The sequence below is a fragment of the Streptomyces sp. SGAir0957 genome, assembly GCF_043523415.1.
On sequence record NZ_CP027293.1, the window covers coordinates 2,693,979 to 2,711,364 of the forward strand.

At 71.4% G+C, this 17,386-nt stretch carries 12 protein-coding genes; 5 read left to right on the plus strand and 7 right to left on the minus strand.

All coding sequences use genetic code 11. The annotated features are described in order from the left end of the window. Positions 1-5 precede the first annotated feature (5 nt). Both C1N81_RS16945 and C1N81_RS16950 read left to right on the plus strand, forming a co-directional pair. On the plus strand, positions 6-1,172 hold the full coding sequence (locus C1N81_RS16945; protein ID WP_394429977.1) for an alanine racemase: 1,167 nt from the start codon (positions 6-8) through the stop codon (positions 1,170-1,172). Continuing rightward, positions 1,169-2,404 carry a phosphopentomutase gene (locus C1N81_RS16950; protein WP_394429979.1) on the plus strand — a complete coding sequence of 412 codons (1,236 nt, stop codon included), beginning with the start codon at positions 1,169-1,171 and terminating at the stop codon, positions 2,402-2,404. The genes C1N81_RS16945 and C1N81_RS16950 overlap by 4 nt, the downstream gene beginning before the upstream one ends. 145 nt (positions 2,405-2,549) lie before the next feature. On the opposite strand, the gene ffh is transcribed toward C1N81_RS16950, so the two are convergent. The 5 genes from ffh to C1N81_RS16975 all read right to left on the minus strand — a co-directional run bounded on the left by ffh (position 2,550) and on the right by C1N81_RS16975 (position 10,606). After that, a complete protein-coding gene (ffh, locus tag C1N81_RS16955; RefSeq protein ID WP_394429980.1) occupies positions 2,550-4,109 on the minus strand; it encodes a signal recognition particle protein in 1,560 nt (519 codons plus the stop codon). Positions 4,110-4,556: 447 nt separating this feature from the next. After that, positions 4,557-7,115: a [protein-PII] uridylyltransferase gene (locus tag C1N81_RS16960; protein ID WP_394429982.1), complete on the minus strand. Its 2,559-nt coding sequence runs from the start codon at positions 7,113-7,115 to the stop codon at positions 4,557-4,559. Between the two features lie 43 nt (positions 7,116-7,158). Further along, positions 7,159-7,497 carry a P-II family nitrogen regulator gene (locus tag C1N81_RS16965; protein WP_361065033.1) on the minus strand — a complete coding sequence of 113 codons (339 nt, stop codon included), beginning with the start codon at positions 7,495-7,497 and terminating at the stop codon, positions 7,159-7,161. Continuing rightward, positions 7,494-8,849, minus strand: a complete 1,356-nt coding sequence (locus tag C1N81_RS16970; RefSeq protein WP_394429984.1) for an ammonium transporter — start codon at positions 8,847-8,849, stop codon at positions 7,494-7,496. Before C1N81_RS16970 ends, C1N81_RS16965 begins: the two co-directional genes overlap by 4 nt. 275 nt (positions 8,850-9,124) lie before the next feature. Then, complete coding sequence (locus C1N81_RS16975) at positions 9,125-10,606, minus strand: transcriptional repressor NsdA (RefSeq protein ID WP_394429986.1); 1,482 nt, start codon at positions 10,604-10,606, stop codon at positions 9,125-9,127. A gap of 489 nt (positions 10,607-11,095) precedes the next feature. Between C1N81_RS16975 and C1N81_RS16980 the strand changes: the two genes are divergently transcribed. After that, complete coding sequence (locus tag C1N81_RS16980) at positions 11,096-11,764, plus strand: bifunctional DNA primase/polymerase (RefSeq protein ID WP_394429988.1); 669 nt, start codon at positions 11,096-11,098, stop codon at positions 11,762-11,764. 81 nt (positions 11,765-11,845) lie between these two features. Here the strand turns inward: C1N81_RS16980 and ftsY are convergent, their stop codons facing one another. Further along, positions 11,846-13,048 (minus strand): signal recognition particle-docking protein FtsY, encoded by a 1,203-nt coding sequence (gene ftsY, locus C1N81_RS16985; protein WP_394429990.1) that lies wholly within the window; start codon positions 13,046-13,048, stop codon positions 11,846-11,848. Positions 13,049-13,278: 230 nt separating this feature from the next. On the opposite strand from ftsY, the gene C1N81_RS16990 reads away from it, so the two are divergent. Then, positions 13,279-14,724, plus strand: a complete 1,446-nt coding sequence (locus tag C1N81_RS16990) for a cytosine permease (protein ID WP_394429992.1) — start codon at positions 13,279-13,281, stop codon at positions 14,722-14,724. Between the two features lie 82 nt (positions 14,725-14,806). Further along, on the plus strand, positions 14,807-15,778 hold the full coding sequence (locus C1N81_RS16995; protein ID WP_394429994.1) for an LLM class flavin-dependent oxidoreductase: 972 nt from the start codon (positions 14,807-14,809) through the stop codon (positions 15,776-15,778). A gap of 93 nt (positions 15,779-15,871) precedes the next feature. On the opposite strand, the gene C1N81_RS17000 is transcribed toward C1N81_RS16995, so the two are convergent. Further along, the gene (locus C1N81_RS17000) at positions 15,872-17,296 is read right to left on the minus strand and encodes a sugar porter family MFS transporter (RefSeq protein ID WP_394429996.1); all 1,425 of its coding nucleotides are present in this window, start codon (positions 17,294-17,296) and stop codon (positions 15,872-15,874) included. Positions 17,297-17,386: the final 90 nt, after the last annotated feature.

Genomic DNA, 17,386 nt, shown 5'->3' on the forward strand with positions numbered 1-17,386 from the left:
CGACCGTGTTCCTCGACAGCCTGCTCGCCCGCAACCCCGCGCTGATCGACGCGGCGACCGATCTCCACCGGCGCGGCGCGATCCCGCCGGACACCTACGTGATGGACCTGGACGCGATCGAGGGGAACGCGGCACTGCTCGCCGCGGAGGCCGAGCGGCTCGGCCTGGACCTCTGGTTCGTCGTGAAGCAGCTCGGCCGCAACCCCGAGCTGATCAGGGCCATCGCCCGGCACATTCCGAAGTACGCCGCGATCGACCCGCCGGAGGCCCGCACGCTGCACGCGGCCGGCGCGCGGGCGGGCAACCTCGGGCACCTGGTCCAGATCCCGCACCGGGCGCTGCCCGAGATGCTGGCGTGGCGGCCGGAGACGGTGACCGTGTACGACGTGGCGAACGCGCGGGCCGTGTCCGAGGCCGCACTGCGGCTCGGCTTCGTCCAGGACGTGATGGTCCGTCTCGAAGGCGCGGAGGGGTCCGTCTACCCGGGGCAGGAGGGCGGGGTCCCGCTCGCCGCCATCGAGGAGTTCGCGGCGGCGGTGGAGCGGCTGCCCGGGGTACGGATCGCGGGCGTCACGGCGTTCCCGTGCGTGCTGTGCGACCCGGTCACGGGCCTGCCCGCGCCCACGCCGAACTTCGAGATCGCGCTCAAGGCACGCCACATATTGGCGACGCGCGGACACGAGGACCTCAAGCTCAGCGCGCCCAGCGCCACCTCCGTGGCGACGCTCCCGCTCCTCGCCGAGCTGGGCGCCACACACGGCGAGCCCGGTCACTCCCTCACCGGCACCACCCCGCTGCACGCGCGCGACCTCGGCCAGCCCGAGCAGCCCGCGTACGTCTACGTCACCGAGGTCGCGCACACCCTCGCCGACGGCAGGCCCGCGGTCTTCGGCGGCGGTTTCTACGCGCGTTCCCACATCACGTCGGCGCTGCTCCCCCGCACGGGCCTGCGCCTTCCCGTGCAGGACGCGCCCGCGCAGAACATCGACTACTACCGGCTGCTCGACGCCCCGGAGCCCGGCGCGGACGTACGGGCGGGCGACACCGCGCTGCTGGCGTTCCGCACCCAGATCTTCGTGACGCGCTCGACGGTCGCGGTGGTGGCCGGCCTCTCGACCGGCACGCCGCGTCTGGTCGGGCTGTACGACGCACAAGGAAAGGCCGTCTCATGAGCAAGACCGTGATCGTGGTGGTGGACGGGTTCGGCGTCGGCGCGATGGCGGACGCCGGGGCCCTGCGCCCCGGCGATCTCTCGGCGGACACCTGCGGGCACGTCCTCGACCGGTGCCGGGAGGCGTTCGGCAGGCCGCTGCGGCTGCCCGTGCTCGGCGCGCTCGGCCTCGGCCTGGTCCACCCGCACCCCGACCTGGCCCGGCGCACGCATCTGCCGGTGGCGGTGGGGAGGGTCGCGCTCGGTTATCCGGGGGCGGACACGTTCGCGGGGCACCAGACGATGATGGGCGCGGACTTCAGCCGGGTGACGGTGGCGCGGCTCGCCGAGCACCTCGACGAGGTGACCAGGGCGCTCACGAAGGCGGGACACAAGGTCGAACCGCTCGACGGCAAGCCCCTGCTGATCGTGGACGGCACGGTGCTCGTGCACGACAACCTGGAGGCGGACCCGGGGATCAACTGGAACGCGTCGGGCCGCCTGGAGGACGTCGACTTCGCCGGGATCCTCGCCATCGCCCGTGCGGTGCGGGCGGTCGCCCCGGTCGCCAGAGTCATCGCGGTCGGCGGCCACGCGCAGGAGTCGCTGGACGCGTTCGTGCGCGCGGGCGACGGCGGCACGGTCGGCCTGGACACCCCGGCGTCCGGCTTCTACCGCAACGGCGGGCTCCAGGTGCAGCACCTCGGCGCCGAGCTCGACCACACCCGCCAGTTGCCGGACCTGGCGGCGCGGGCCGGTGTCCCGGTGACGCTCGTCGGCAAGGCGGCGGACATCCTGGCCTGCGAGGCGGCCGTGCGGCGGCCCGCCGTGGACACGGCCGAGGTCCTCGCGCACACGCTCGAAGCGGTGCGGGCCGACGGGGACGCGCTGGTCGTGGCGAACGTGCAGGAGTCCGACCTCGCGGGCCACCAGCAGGACACCGAGCGGTACGGACGGATCCTGGAACAGGTCGACGCGGGCCTCGCGGCGCTCGTCTCCTTGCTCTCCGAGCCCGGCGACCGGCTGATCGTCACCGGGGACCACGGCAACGACCCGACGATCGGGCACGCCTTCCACACGCGCGAGTACGTGCCGGTGCTCATCCACCGCCCCGAGGCGCAAGGCACCGAACTGATGCCGGACGCGACGAGCCTGGCCGACGTGGGCGCCACCGCCGCGGCGGCCCTGGGCCTCGACCCGGCGGGCCTGGCCAACGGCACGGAGATACGGGCGGCCTCGACGCGGGCCGCCTGACACCTCCGTACGGATCTTCGTAGACCCCGTACAAGGGACTCCCGTACAAGGGACCCGAGATGGGCCCCGTACAGGGGTGAGGGGCGCCCGCAGCAGCGAGCGCCCCTCTCCCCTCCGCGTACGGAAAGGTCACCGGTCCATGACGTCAGCCCATGAACTTCTTGAACTCGTCGGGCAGTTCGAAGTCCTTGCCGCCCTGCTGATCGGCGCCGGGCAGGCCGAGCGCGCCGCCCGCCTCGGCGGCGGCGGCACGCCGGGCGGCCTCCTCCTGCTCCTGCTGCTTGCGCTTCATCGGGTTGCCGGAGCGCTGCTTGCCCTTGGCCTTCTTCGCCTGCTTCTTCTGCCGGGCACCGCCGCCGCCCATGCCGGGCAGACCGGGCATCCCCGGCATGCCGCCGCCCTGGGCCATGCGGGACATCATCTTGCGGGCCTCGAAGAACCGCTCGACGAGGTTCTTGACCGCGCTGACCTCCACGCCGGAGCCCTTGGCGATACGCGCGCGGCGCGAGCCGTTGATGATCGAGGCGTCGGCCCGCTCGGCCGGGGTCATCGACTTGATGATGGCGGCGGTGCGGTCGACGTCGCGCTCGTCGAGGTTGTTGATCTGGTCCTTCATCTGCGCCATGCCCGGCAGCATGCCGAGCAGCTTGGAGATGGAGCCCATCTTCCTGACCTGCTCCATCTGCGCCAGGAAGTCGTCGAGCGTGAAGTCCTGGCCCTTCTTGGAGGCCAGCTTCGAGGCCATCTTCTCGGCCTCTTGCTGCGAGAAGGTCTGCTCGGCCTTCTCGATCAGCGTGAGCATGTCGCCCATGCCGAGGATGCGGGACGCCATGCGGTCCGGGTGGAACGCGTCGAAGTCGTCCAGCTTCTCGCCGTTGGAGGCGAACATGATCTGGCGGCCGGTCACGTGGGCGATCGAAAGCGCCGCACCACCGCGCGCGTCACCGTCGAGCTTCGAGAGGACGACGCCGTCGAAGCCGACGCCGTCGCGGAATGCCTCGGCGGTGTTGACCGCGTCCTGACCGATCATCGCGTCGACGACGAACAGGACCTCGTCCGGCGAGACCGCGTCGCGGATGTCCGCGGCCTGCTGCATCAGCTCCTGGTCGATGCCCAGGCGGCCGGCGGTGTCGACGATGACGACGTCGAAGACCTTCGACTTCGCGTACTCGATGGAGTCCTTGGCGACCTTGACCGGGTCGCCCACGCCGTTGCCCGGCTCGGGGGCGTAGATGCCGACGCCGGCGCGCTCGGCGACGACGCTGAGCTGGTTCACGGCGTTCGGGCGCTGCAGGTCGCAGGCGACGAGGAGCGGCGAGTGGCCCTGGGACTTGAGCCAGTGGCCGAGCTTGCCCGCGAGGGTCGTCTTACCGGCACCCTGCAGACCCGCGAGCATGATCACGGTCGGCCCGGTCTTGGCGAAGCGCAGCCGGCGGGTCTCGCCGCCGAGGATGCCGATGAGCTCCTCGTTGACGATCTTGATGACCTGCTGGGCGGGGTTCAGCGCCTGGGAGACCTCGGCACCGGCCGCCCGCTCCTTGATCTGCTTGATGAAGGCGCGGACGACGGGCAGTGCCACATCGGCCTCAAGGAGGGCGATCCGGATCTCGCGCGCCGTGGCGTCGATGTCCGCCTCGCTGAGGCGACCCTTGCCGCGGAGATTCTTGAATGTCGCTGCGAGGCGATCGGAAAGAGTGTCGAACACGGCGGTCGCGAATCCTCGGGTCGGGTGGCTCTACGGACAGGTGGCCTTCCAGGGTATCTGCCGCGACGCATTGGGTCAGCGCCCCGTCGGGGACGCCGAGGAGTGGCGGGTGGTAAGGGCACGTTTCGCCGCGGCGAGCGTGCGCCTCGGGCTCTCCCTATGTACGCCGCCGTCCCGTCGCCGGAGCCGAACACGACCGAACGGAAGCGAGCCGAACCGAAACAGGCCGGACCGGAACGGGCCGAACCGAAACGGGCCGGACCAAAGCGAGCCAGGCCGAGGCAGGCCGAACCGAAGCGAGCCGAGACGCGGCAGGCCGGCTCAAAGCGAGCCGGGCCGGCCCAGGCCCCCGCTCGACCGCCCGCCGCCCCCGTGGCACCCCAGGCCGCGCGGCGGCCCGCCGAACCCGGGGCTTCCTCTGCCCGCGCCGAGCAGGAGCGCCCCGGCTCAGCCGCCGCTCCCCGTGTCCGTCTGCAGCGCCTTCTCGACCGTCCGCGCCACCGTCACCGCCTCCTCCGACGGCAGGGGCGCGCCCTGGAGCCCGGTGACGTAGAAGGCGTCCACCGCGTTCGCGCCCAGCGTCGAGACGTGCGCGGAGCGTACCCGTACGCCGGAGGTCTCGAACGCGCGCCCGATGCGATGCAGCAGACCTGGCGCGTCCTGGGCCCGTACCTCGATGACCGTCGCGAGGCGGGAGCCCGCCGACGCGACGGTGACGCGGGGCGGGGGCGCCACCGTGCCGCGCCGCCGCGGGTAGGCCGCGTCCCGCTCGGCGAGCCGCGCCGCGATGTCGAGCGAGCCGTCGAGGGCGCGGACGAGGTCTGCGCGGAGCCGGGCGGCCTGCGGGAGCGAGCCGTACTCGGCGGCGACCCGCCAGTTGAGCAGCAGGACCGTCGGGCCCTGGGGCGAGCCGCCCTCCCCCGGCTCCTGACGCCATTCGTCCGGCAGCGACAGCGAGCGCAGCTCCGCCGTGCGCACCGTCAGCCGGTGCATCGCGAGGACACCCGACACGGCGGGGAGCACACCCGACTGGTCCGGCACCGCGATCAGCAGCTCCACACCGAGCGGTTCCGGTGTACTCGGCTCCGCCGCGTGCTCCGCAGCGTGCTCCGCCGCCTGCTCCTCGGCCTTCTCCTTTGCCACCGGGGGCGCCACCGGCTCCGTCTGCGTGCGCAGCGAGAGCACCGGGCCGCCCGTACGGAACGCCTCAAGGGCGAGCCGCTCCTGCTCGGCGGTGGGCTCCTCGATGTCGGAGGCGTCCGGGTCGGCGGGGGCGGCCCCCGCCAGCAACGCGGAGACCCGTTTGACCAGGTCGGACACGAGGGATCCGCGCCAGGACGACCAGGCGGCGGGGCCGGTGGCGAGCGCGTCGGCCTCCGTCAGCGCGTGCAGCAGCTCCAGCGTGCCCTGCGAGCCGACCGCGTCCGCGACGCCGCGTACGGTCGCCGGGTCCTCCAGGTCGCGCCGGGTGGCGGTCTCGACGAGCAGCAGGTGGTGCCGGACGAGGGTGGCGAGGACGGCGACGTCGGTCCGGTCGAAGCCGATCCGCGCCGCGACGTCCCGCGCGATGACCTCGCCCGCCACCGAGTGGTCGCCGGGCCAGCCCTTGCCGATGTCGTGCAGCAGCGCGGCGACGAGCAGCAGGTCGGGCCGGCCGACGCGGCGGGTCAGCTCGGAGGCGCGGACCGCGGTCTCGACGAGGTGCCGGTCGACGGTCCAGGTGTGGACGGCGTTGCGCTGCGGGCGGCACCGGACCCGCTCCCAGTCGGGCAGCAGCCGCGTGATCAGCCCCTCGGCCTCGAGGGCCTCCCACACGTCGACGGTCGTGCGGCCCGCGCCGAGCAGCGTGACGAGCTGTTCGCGGGCCTCGGCGGGCCACGGGGTGGGGAGCGGCCTGGTCGCGGCGGCCATCCGCCGGACCGCGTGCAGCGACAGCGGAAGACCGGCCTGGGCCGCCGCGGCGGCGGCACGGAGCGGCAGCACCGGGTCCCGTTCGGGCCGGGCCGCGCGCGCGAGGACCGCCTCGCCGTCCATCTCGACGACGCCCTCGGCGAGCGGCGAGCGCTCCACGGGCGCGGACTTGCCGCCGCCCAGCATGGCCCGCAGCCGGGGACGTACCGAGCGGGACTTGAGCACCCGGCCGACCTCGCGCCAGGTCACGTCGCTGGCGTACGACACCGTGCGGGCCGCCTCGTACACCTGCCGCAGCAGGACGTCGGCGTCGAGGAGGCCGAGTTCCGCGGCGACCTGGTCCTGTTCCTGCAGGGCGAGGCGGTCGGTGGCGCGGCCGGTCGCGAGGTGCAGGGCGTCTCGTACGTCGAGCAGGCGGCGGCGCGCGTCCGCGAGGCCTTCGCGCGGCGCGTCGGCCAGCCAGGACGCGGCGACGGCCCGCAGCGCGGTGGCGTCCCGCAGCCCGCCCCGCGCCTCTTTCAGATCGGGTTCGAGAAGGTACTGCAGCTCGCCCTGGCGTGCGGCGCGCTCCTCGCACAGTTCGCGCAGCTCGGGAAGGCGTTTGGGCGCCTGGTTGCGCCAGTCGGCGAGGACGGCGGTGCGCAGTCCCGCGGTGAGGCCGAGATCCCCGGCGAGGTGGCGGGCGTCGAGCAGCCCGAGCTGCACCTTGAGGTCGTCGCCCGCGGTCTTGCGCGCTTCGGCCGGGGTGCGCACGGAGTGGTCGAGGGCGAGGCCGAGGTCCCACACCGGGTACCAGATGCGGTCGGCGAGTGCGGCGACCGCGCCCGGGTCGGCCGAGCCGTCGTGCAGGAGCAGCAGGTCGAGGTCGCTGCGCGGGGAGAGTTCGCCGCGCCCGTAGCCGCCGACGGCGATGAGGGAGACCCCGCCGCCCGGCGTTCCGGGACCGAACAGCCGGGTCAGCCAGTCGTCCGTCAGCTCGGCGAGGGCGGTACGGCGCGGCGGCCCGGACCGCGCCCCTTCCTGGAGGAGGCGCAGCCGGGCCGCCGCGTAACCGCTGGGTCGGTCGTCCGCTGCTTCTGTTCCTGCGTCGTTCACACTCGCCACCCGGCGGCTCCCGTCCTGTGCTGTGTCGCCTCGGTCAGAGCGCGTCCGGCCCGCGCTCTCCGGTCCGGACGCGGATCGCTGTCTCGACGGGGACCGCCCAGACCTTGCCGTCGCCGATCTTGCCGGTGCGCGCGGCCTTCACGACGACTTCGAGCAGCTGCTCGGCGTCGTCGTCCTCGACCAGGACCTCGATCCGGATCTTGGGTACGAGGTCGACGGTGTACTCGGCGCCGCGGTAGACCTCGGTGTGGCCGCGCTGGCGGCCGTAGCCGCTGGCCTCGGTCACGGTCAGGCCCTGGACGCCGAAGGCCTGGAGGGCCTCCTTGATCTCGTCGAGCCGGTGCGGCTTGACGACCGCGGTGATGAGCTTCATGCGTCCACCTTCTTCGTGTTCTGGGCAGCCTGCGCGGCGGGCGGGGCCGGCACGGCGGTGCGGGCGATGGAGCCGCCGCCCGCGCCGGTGAAGTCGTAGGCGGTCTCGGCGTGCTCGACCTGGTCGATGCCCGACACCTCGTCGTCCTCACTGACCCGCATGCCCAGCGTCTTGTCGATCAGCAGGGCGAGGAGCGCGGAGACGATGAGCGAGTAGGCGAGGACACCGCCGACACCGGCGCACTGCTTCCAGAACTGGGTGAGGCCGCCGCCGTAGAAGAGGCCCTGGGCGTCGGACTGGCCGCCGCCCGTGGCGAAGAAGCCGATGAGCAGGGAGCCGACGATGCCGCCGACCAGGTGGACGCCGACGACGTCGAGGGAGTCGTCGTAGCCGAACTTGTACTTGAGGCCGACGGCCATGGCGCACAGCACACCGGCGACGGCGCCGACGGCGATCGCCCCGAGCGGCGAGATCGCACCACCGGAGGGGGTGACGGCGACGAGTCCGGCGACGGCGCCGGAGGCGGCACCCAGGGAGGTGAACGCACCGTGGCGGATCTTCTCGTAGAGCAGCCAGGCGAGCATGGCGGCGGCGGTGGCGACCTGCGTGTTGACGAACATCAGCGCGCCGACGCCGTCGTCGTTGCCGAGCCACGATCCGGCGTTGAACCCGAACCAGCCGAACCAGAGGAGACCGGCGCCGAGCATCGTCCAGGGCAGCGAGTGGGGCCGCATCGGGTCCTTCTTGAAGCCGACGCGCTTGCCGATGACGAGGATGACGCCGAGCGCCGCGGCGCCCGCGTTGATGTGCACGGCCGTGCCGCCCGCGAAGTCGATGACGCCGAGGTCGAAGGCCCAGCCGCCGGTGCCCCAGACCCAGTGGGCGACCGGGAAGTACACGATCGTGGCCCACAGCGTGATGAAGAGGGCCCAGGCGGTGAACTTCACGCGGTCCGCGAGGGCGCCGCTGATCAGGGCGGGCGTGATGATGGCGAACATCAGCTGGAAGACGGCGAAGACGTAGACGGGGATCGTGTAGCCGTCCCAGAGCTGGGTCAGGCCGATCCCGCTGAGGCCGACGAAGTCACCGTCCCAGCCGAACAGTGACCCCTTGTCGGTGCCGAACGCGATCGAGAAGCCGTACAGCACCCACAGGATCGTGACGATCCCGAGGCTGATGAAGCTCATCATCAGCATGTTCAAGGTGCTCTTGACGCGGACCATGCCTCCGTAGAAGAAGGCGAGACCCGGCGTCATGAGCATCACCAGGGCGGAACAGATCAGCATGAAGCCTGTGTTCGCGGCAGAGAGTTGCGGCGCTTCTGCGGCGAGCGTGATGGCGGCAGGTGCCATCGGCGTCTCCTCGTCGTCGGTACGGCCCCGTGCGGGCGAAGCCTGGAGTCGGGCATGAGGGGTGGGCCGGTTATGCGCCAGACTCTGGCCCAGCGCGGTTTCGGCGGGGGCCCCTCGATGTTTCGACGCAGTGACGAAGAGGTCGTGGGTGTTACGCCTGCATGAAGTGGCGGCACGGCGAACCGGCCGCGGTCTTCCGTCTCCGGTGACCTGGCATGGGGGAGCCGAGTCGGGCTGTTACGGGGACGGTCGGCCGCGGCCGGCGTGTGTGGGTGTCAGACCGCGGCTTCGACGGTCTCGGGCAGCTGGACGGCCAGCTTCTCGGTCAGCTCGATGACTTCGGCGGTGTCCCCGAAGTCCCGGACCGCGGTGTCCACGGTCTTGCGGATACGGGTGTTGACGCGCTCGGAGCGGACCTTCTTGGCGATGCCGAGGGCCTGGTCCGCCATGACCGTGGCCTGCTCGGGCTCCTTCTGGAGCAGGTGCACCGTGGCCATGCCGATCAGGTTCAGCGCGTACGAACGCTGGTGCTCGAAGTCCTTGCCGAACAGTTCGACGGCCTGCTGCATCACCGGCTCGGCCATGGACGCGTAGGTGGGGCTGCGCCCCGCCACGTAGGCGAGATCGCGGAAGGAGTGGCTGTTCTCGCCGTGCAGTTCCGCCTCGGAGAAGAAGCGGATCCAGTCGGGGTCCGGGTCGTCCCATTCGTCGGCGTCGGCGAAGGTGTCCTCGGCCATCCGCACGGCCCGCTTGCACTTGCCGGGCTGGCCCATGTTCGCGTACGCGCGGGCCTCCATCGCATACAGCATGGCCTGGGTGCGCGGACTGGCGCAGTCGCGACTGCCGTACTGGGCGAGGTGGATGAGTTCCAGGGCGTCCTCGGGGCGGCCGAGGTGGATCATCTGGCGGCTCATGCTGGACAGGATGTACGAGCCGAGCGGCTTGTCGCCCGCTTCCTTGGCGGCGTGCAGGGCGAGCACGAAGTACTTCTGCGCGGTGGGCTGCAGGCCGACGTCGTAACTCATCCAGCCGGCCAGCTCGGCGAGTTCGGCGGCGACCTTGAACAGCCGTTTCGTGGTGGCCTCGGGCTGCGGCTCCTGGAGGAGGTCGGTCACCTCGTGCAGCTGCCCGACGACCGCCTTGCGGCGCAGACCGCCACCGCACTGGGCGTCCCACTGGCGGAACATGACGGTGGTGGACTCGAGCAGGTCGAGCTCGGGGCGCGACAGCCGGTTCCCGCGGCGCTGCGCCATGGCGTCGGGTTCGGGTCCCGAGGCGGCGCCGCTGGGCCCGGGCACGAGCCAGCGCTGCATGGGCTCGATCAGCGAGGGGCCCGCGGCGAGCGCGAGGGAGCTGCCGAGGAAGCCGCGGCGGGCCAGCATCAGGTCGCTGCGCGAGAACTCGCCGATGAGCGCGACGGTCTGCGGCCCGGTCCACGGCAGGTCGACGCCGGAGACCGAGGGCGCCTGGTGCGCGGCGCGCAGCCCGAGGTCCTCGACGGCGACCACACAGCCGAACCGCTCCGAGAACAACTCGCTGAGGATGCGTGGGATCGGCTCGCGCGGGTTCTCCCCGTCGAGCCAACGCCGCACACGCGAGGTGTCGGTGGAGATGTGGTTCGCACCCAACTGCCGGGCCCGCCGGTTCACTTGACGCGCCAGCTCGCCCTTGGACCAGCCGCTGCGCACGAACCACGAGCCGAGCAGTTCGTTCGGGCGCTTCTCAGCGTTCGTCACGCTTCCGCCGCTGCCGCCCACTGGAACGCCCCCATCCCTTGAACCGTCTAAGGCACTCAACTCAACGCCACGTCCTGTCGGCCGCTTCTCCAAGCCCTACCCGCGAGCCCTACCCGCAAGCCCTATCAGAATGCCGTCAACTACGGCTTCCCGTCCGCCAGTTGTCACTCGTCGAACAGGAAAGCGACTTGCCCGCGGCATACCCACGGGTGCATGTACCCCGAGAGTCCGTGTACTGAAAGTAATCCTACGATCACCCCTCCGGCGAGGGCGAACAGGGAAACGCCACCATTCGCCACCCCTTCGAATGAACTCAAGGGCCGCCACACGCGATTCACTTGACATAGGACAACCGGAAGTCGGCGAAACGGAGTGCGCGAGGGCGCGCGAAGCCGGGCGCACCACCCCGGACGCGACTCACCGCCGCCCCGACCAGGCGTCTCGCGCACACTGGGTCACGATCCGATTCCGTCACGTAACCACCGGCGCGCTGTACCCGTTGGAGGGGGCATGGGCTTCACGATCGGCGGCATTCGCGAGATGCGCACCGGGTCACGTCGCCGCGGCCGCACGTCCGGCCGCGCTTCGACCTGCACCACGGTGGCGGAGTTCACCGGACTGTGGGGCTGGGACGTGGTGCCCGGCGCGCGGGCGGCGGGACCCCACTGCTCCTGCGGCAGGGCGGACTGCCGGGCGCCCGGCGCGCACCCGCTCGACCCGGCCGCGGTGGTCCCGGCCGGGGCCACGCTCGACCAGGTGACCGAGGCGTGGGGGCGGTTCCCCGGCGCGTCGGTCCTGCTCCCGGTCGGCCGCGCGTTCGACATCATCGACGTCCCCGAGGCCGCGGGCCGTCGCGCCCTGATCCGCCTGGAGCGGATGGGTGTGCCGCTCGGCCCGGTGATCGCCACCCCTGAGGGCCGCGCCCACTTCTTCGTGGCACCGGGCGCCGCCGCCCAACTGCCCTCGCTGCTCTACCGCACGGGCTGGGACGACGCGGCGCTCGACCTGCACGCGCTCGGCCCCGGCGCGTACATCACCGCCCCGCCCTCCGACCGCGCGGGCCTCGGCCCGGCGACCTGGCTGCGCGCCCCGTCCCTGGACACGGCGACGCAGCCGCCGCAGGCGCGACTGCTCCTGGGGACGCTGGCGTACGTGGCGCATCGCTCGCCCTGCGCGTAGCGGACACCGCCGCCTGGACGTGAGAAAGAGGGCTGGGAAGGTGCTCGCACCTTCCCAGCCCCCTTTTCGGCTCTGTCCGGGCTACTCCCCGATCAGCGCGTCCACGAACGCCTCGGGCTCGAACGGCGCCAGGTCGTCAGGACCCTCGCCGAGACCGATCAGCTTGACCGGCACGCCCAGCTCGCGCTGGACCGCGACGACGATGCCGCCCTTGGCCGTACCGTCCAGCTTGGTCAGCACGATGCCGGTGATGTCGACGACCTCGGCGAAGACGCGCGCCTGCACCAGACCGTTCTGCCCGGTCGTGGCGTCGAGGACGAGCAGCACCTCGTCGACCGGCGCGTGCTTCTCCACGACGCGCTTGACCTTGCCGAGCTCGTCCATCAGGCCGGTCTTGGTGTGCAGACGGCCGGCGGTGTCGATGAGCACGACGTCGGCGCCCGCGGCGATGCCCTCCTTGACGGCGTCGAACGCGATGGACGCCGGGTCGCCGCCCTCGGGCCCGCGCACCGTCTTGGCGCCGACCCGCTCGCCCCACGTCTGCAGCTGATCCGCGGCGGCGGCGCGGAACGTGTCGGCCGCGCCGAGCATCACGTTCTTGCCGTCGGCGACGAGCACACGCGCGAGCTTGCCGGTCGTCGTGGTCTTGCCGGTGCCGTTGACACCCACGACCATCACGATGCCCGGCGTGTCCAGGTTCGAGTCGGTCTTGACCGTGCGGTCGAACTCGGGAACGAGCAGCGTCAGGAGCTCCTCGCGCAGCAGCGCCCGCAGCTCCTCGGGGGTGCGGGTGCCGAGCACCTTCACGCGCTCGCGCAGCCGGTCGACCAGCTCCTGCGTGGGCTGCACGCCGACGTCGGCGGTGAGCAGCGTGTCCTCGATCTCCTCCCAGGTGTCCTCGTCGAGGTGCTCGCGGGACAGCAGGGTGAGGAGTCCCTTGCCGAGCGCGTTCTGCGAGCGGGAGAGCCGGGTGCGCAGGCGTACCAGGCGGCCCGCGGTGGGCTCCGGCACCTCGACCGCCGGGGCGGCCGGCTCCTCGACGACCTCCTCGGTGACCGGTTCGGCGACCGGGAGGTCGACCTCCTCGATCGTGCGCCGCGCTTCGTCGCGCGGCGTCTCGGCCTCGTCGCCGACGTGCGGCTCGGTGGGCGGGGCGGTGGTGATGTCGGGCGCCGAGGGCGGCGGCGGAGGCAGCTGCTTCTTCTTGCGGCTGCCGACCACGAGCCCGCCGAGCGCGCCGATCACGACCACGGCGATGACTACAGCAAGGATGACGATTTCCATAACCCGTCCAGTATCAGCCATGGGGCCCCGGCGGGGCCGCTCTCGTCGCATCCTCCAAGGGACAAAGGTCTCCGCAAGGTATTACTCGGACTAAACTACGATGGAAGAGGCCGCATCAACGCGCGTAGAGTCCATCGCGATCTCTCACTCCGCGAGCCCTGAGGCAGGCGCTGTCCCTGCGGCAGGCTCGCGCCCCCGCCCCACCCCACAGAGGCACGGAACCCCACCGCATGAGCAAGACCGCCGAATCCGAAGGCGCCCTGGAGACGCGCGGCATCGAGCCCGTCCCCGACGCCGAGCGCACCGCCAAGACCCGGGAGCTGTTCCCGACGTGGGTCGCGGCCAACATCAGCGTGCTGTTGCTCACGATGGGCGCGAGCCTCGTCGTGGCGTACAAGCTCAACTTCTGGCAGGCCATCGTCGTGGCGATCGCGGCGCCGATCGTGTCGTACGGGCTCGTCGGCCTGATCGGCATCTCGGGCAAGCGGGGCGGCGCCCCCGGCATGGCGCTCTCGCGCGCGGTCTTCGGCCAGCGCGGCAACCTGCTGCCCGGTTCCCTCATCTGGGTGGCGCGCTGGGGCTGGGAGACGATCAACGCGGTGACCGGCGCGTACGCCGTGCTCACCGTCTTGGACATCCTGTTCGACATCAAGCAGAACGACTTCCTGGTCATCGTCACGCTGCTGTGCTTCGTGGTCGCCACGTTCGCGATCTCGGGCCTCGGCATCAACGCCGTGCAGAAGTGCAACAAGTACGCGACGTACCTGTTCGGCCTGTTCACGGCGCTCGTGCTGATCTTCCTGATCGTCGACACCGACTGGTCCGAGGTGTTCGACCAGCCCGCGGGCAAGACGTCCCTGATGGTGGCGGGCATCGGCCTGATCGCCGCCGGTGGCGTCAGCTGGATCCCGGCCTCGCCCGACTTCACGCGCTACCTGCCGCGTACCGCCTCCTCCAAGGCGATCGTCGGGCACTCGGTCGGCGGCGCCGGCATCGTCGTCCTGCCGATGGTCCTGATGGGCGCGGTCATGGCGGTCTCCACGCCCGACCTGGCCTCGGCGGCCGACCCGGTCTCCTTCCTCGGCGAGATCCTGCCGCTGTGGATCGCGGTGCCGTACCTGCTGATCGCCCTGGTCGGTATGTTGCTGATCAACGCCATGTCGATGTACTCGGCCGGTTTCACCGCGCAGACCCTCGGTTTCAAGGTCCCGCGCCACTGGGCGGTCTCGGTCAACGCGCTGATCTCGCTGGTCTTCGGCGGCATCCTGATGCTCGTCGCCACCAGCTTCATGGGCTCGTTCATCGCGTTCCTGTCGCTGCTCGCGGTCGCGTTCTCCGCGTGGGTCGGCGTCTTCGGCGCGGACATGTTCACGCGCAAGCACTACGATCCCGCCGCCCTCGTCGACACCACCCGCACCAGCGCTTACTGGCACAAGGGCGGCTTCTCCCCCGCCGCCGTCGCCGCCTGGGCCGTCGGCCTCGTCGCCGGGCTGCTCTTCACCACGTCGGACTGGTTCACCGGGCCGCTCGCCACGAACAACTTCATCGGTGAGTACGGGCTCGGCTGGATCGTCACGATCGTCGTCTCGGGCCTGCTCTACCTGGCGCTGCCGAAGCCCGCGGACACCACCACGGCCCCGGCGGACAGCGCGGAGCCCGCACCCCTGGCCGTCTGACGCTCCGTCAGCTAACGTCCCCCTTCACCCGCGCTCGAAGCCCGCGCCCGAAGCCCGCGCCCGCGTGAAGGGGGACTTCTTCATGCCCGTATCCGTCGTACGGTTCAACCTGGTCGAGCCCGACGCCACCCCCGAGTCGCTGGGCGCCCGCTACAAGGCGGCGGTCGAGATGGCCGCGTACGCCGACGACCGGGGCGTCGACACGGTACAGACCGAGGAGCACCACGGCGCCGCCAACAACTGGCTGCCCTCCCCGTTCACCTTCGCGGGCGCCGTCCTCGGCGCCACCCGCCGCATCGCGGTCACCGTCTCCGCGATCATCGGCCCGCTGCACGATCCCCTGCGGCTCGCCGAGGACATCGCCGTACTGGACCTGCTGAGCGGCGGGCGGCTCGTGACCGTGGCGGGGATCGGGTACCGGCCGCAGGAGTACGCGCAGTTCGACGTGGAGTGGACGCGGCGCGGCGCGCTCCAGGACGAGCTGCTCGACACCCTGCTGAAGGCCTGGACCGGCGAGGAGTTCACCTTCCGCGGCCGACCGGCCCGTGTCACGCCGCGCCCGTACACCCAGCCGCATCCGCTCCTGCTGGTCGGCGGCTCCTCACGGGCGGCGGCGCGCCGGGCGGCCCGGCTCGGCCTGCCGTTCTTCCCCAGCGCGCATCTGCCCGACCTCGACACGTACTACAAGGAGCGGCTCGCCGAGTACGGCACCGAGGGCTGGACCATGATGCCCGCCGAGGACACGTCCCTGCTGCACCTGTCGGAGGACCCGGACCGCACCTGGGCCGAGCACGGCGCGCACTTCCTGCACGAGGCACGGACCTATGCGTCCTGGCAGTCCACGGACATCCGCTCGGCCGTGAAGTCGGGGGCGACGACGGTGGAGGAGCTGCGCGCCGAAGGCGTCTACCGGATCCTGACCCCGGAGGAGTGTCTGTCCCAGGGCCTCGACACGTACGTGCTCCACCCGCTGTCGGGCGGTATGCCCCTCGACGAGGGGTGGCGCAGCCTGCACCTGTTCTGCGAAAACGTACTGCCCCGGCTCACGACCTGACGTGCAGGCCGGCGAGCCGGGGCAGTGCCGTGAACGGGGAGGTGGCAGCGGGGACTTGACCCACCTCCCCGGGTCGGGCGGGGAGGGGGCGGGTCAGCCCATCTCCTCCAGGGACTTGCCCTTGGTCTCCTTCACGAACTTCATGACGAACGGGATGGAGATCGCGGCGAAGGCGCCGTAGATGATGTACGAGCCGCTCAGGCTCCACTCCGACATGCTCGGGAAGGTCTTGGTGATGGCGAAGTTGGCCAGCCACTGGGCCGAGGCCGCCACACCGAGCGCGGCCGCGCGGATCCGGTTGGGGAAGATCTCGCCGAGCAGCACCCAGACCACGACGCCCCAGGAGAGGGCGAAGAAGAGGACGAAGGCGTTGGCGGCGATGATCGCGGTCAGACCCTGCGCGTTCGGCAGCGAGACGTTGTCACCGGAGCCGGTGCGGTACGAGAAGGCCCAGGCGGCGGTGAACAGGGCGGCGGCCATACCGGTGGAGCCGATGATCGCGAGCGGCTTGCGGCCGATGCGGTCGACGAAGACCATCGCGATGACCGTACCGATGATGTTCACGATCGACGTCTCGAACGAGTACAGGAACGAGCTGGAGGGGTCCTTGCCGATGGACTGCCACAGCTGGTTCGAGTAGTAGAAGATCACGTTGATGCCGACGAGCTGCTGGAAGATCGACAGGAAGATGCCGATCCAGACGATCGGCAGGAAGCCGAACTTGCCGCCGAGCAGGTCCTTGAAGGACGACTTGTGCTCGCTGCGGATGCCGTGCTCGATCTCGGCGACCCGGGCGTCGGCGTCGATACCGTCGCCCTCCACCTCGGCGAGCACCTTCTTGGCCTGGTCGCGACGGCCCGCGGAGATCAGGAAGCGCGGCGACTCGGGGATCGCGAAGGAGAGCAGACCGTAGAGCAGGGCCGGGATGACCATGACGCCGAGCATCCACTGCCAGGCCTCCAGGCCGCCCAGCTTGCCGCGCTGGTCGCCGTCGGCCATGTTCAGGATGCCCCAGTTGACGAGCTGGGAGACGGCGATGCCGATGACGATGGCGGCCTGCTGGAACGAGGCGAGCCGGCCTCGGTACGCGGGCGGGGCCACCTCGGCGATGTAGGCCGGGCCGATCACCGACGCCATGCCGATGCCGAGGCCGCCGATGACGCGCCACATGGTGAGGTCCCAGGCCGCGAAGGGCAGCGACGAGCCGATGGCGCTGATCGCGAAGAGGAAGGCGGCGATCTGCATGCAGCGGATGCGGCCGATGCGGTCGGCGATGCGTCCGGCGATGGCGGCACCGACGGCACAGCCGAGCAGCGCGGACGCGATGATCCAGCCCAGGGTGTCGGCGCTGACGTCGAACCGGTGCTGGATGGCGACGGTCGCACCGTTGATCACGGAGCTGTCGTAGCCGAACAGGAAGCCACCCATCGCGGCCGCGGCCGTGATGAAGATGACGTGCCCGAGGTGATCGGGCTGGGCGTTTCTGGCTCCTGACGAAGGTGCCTCAGTGCTGGTCACGTGTACTCCTCGGGCCACCGGCGTCGCTGCCGGGGGTGGGGGCGAGCCCTTCCAGTGGCGCACAACTGCACGCGGCTCACCACCTGAAGG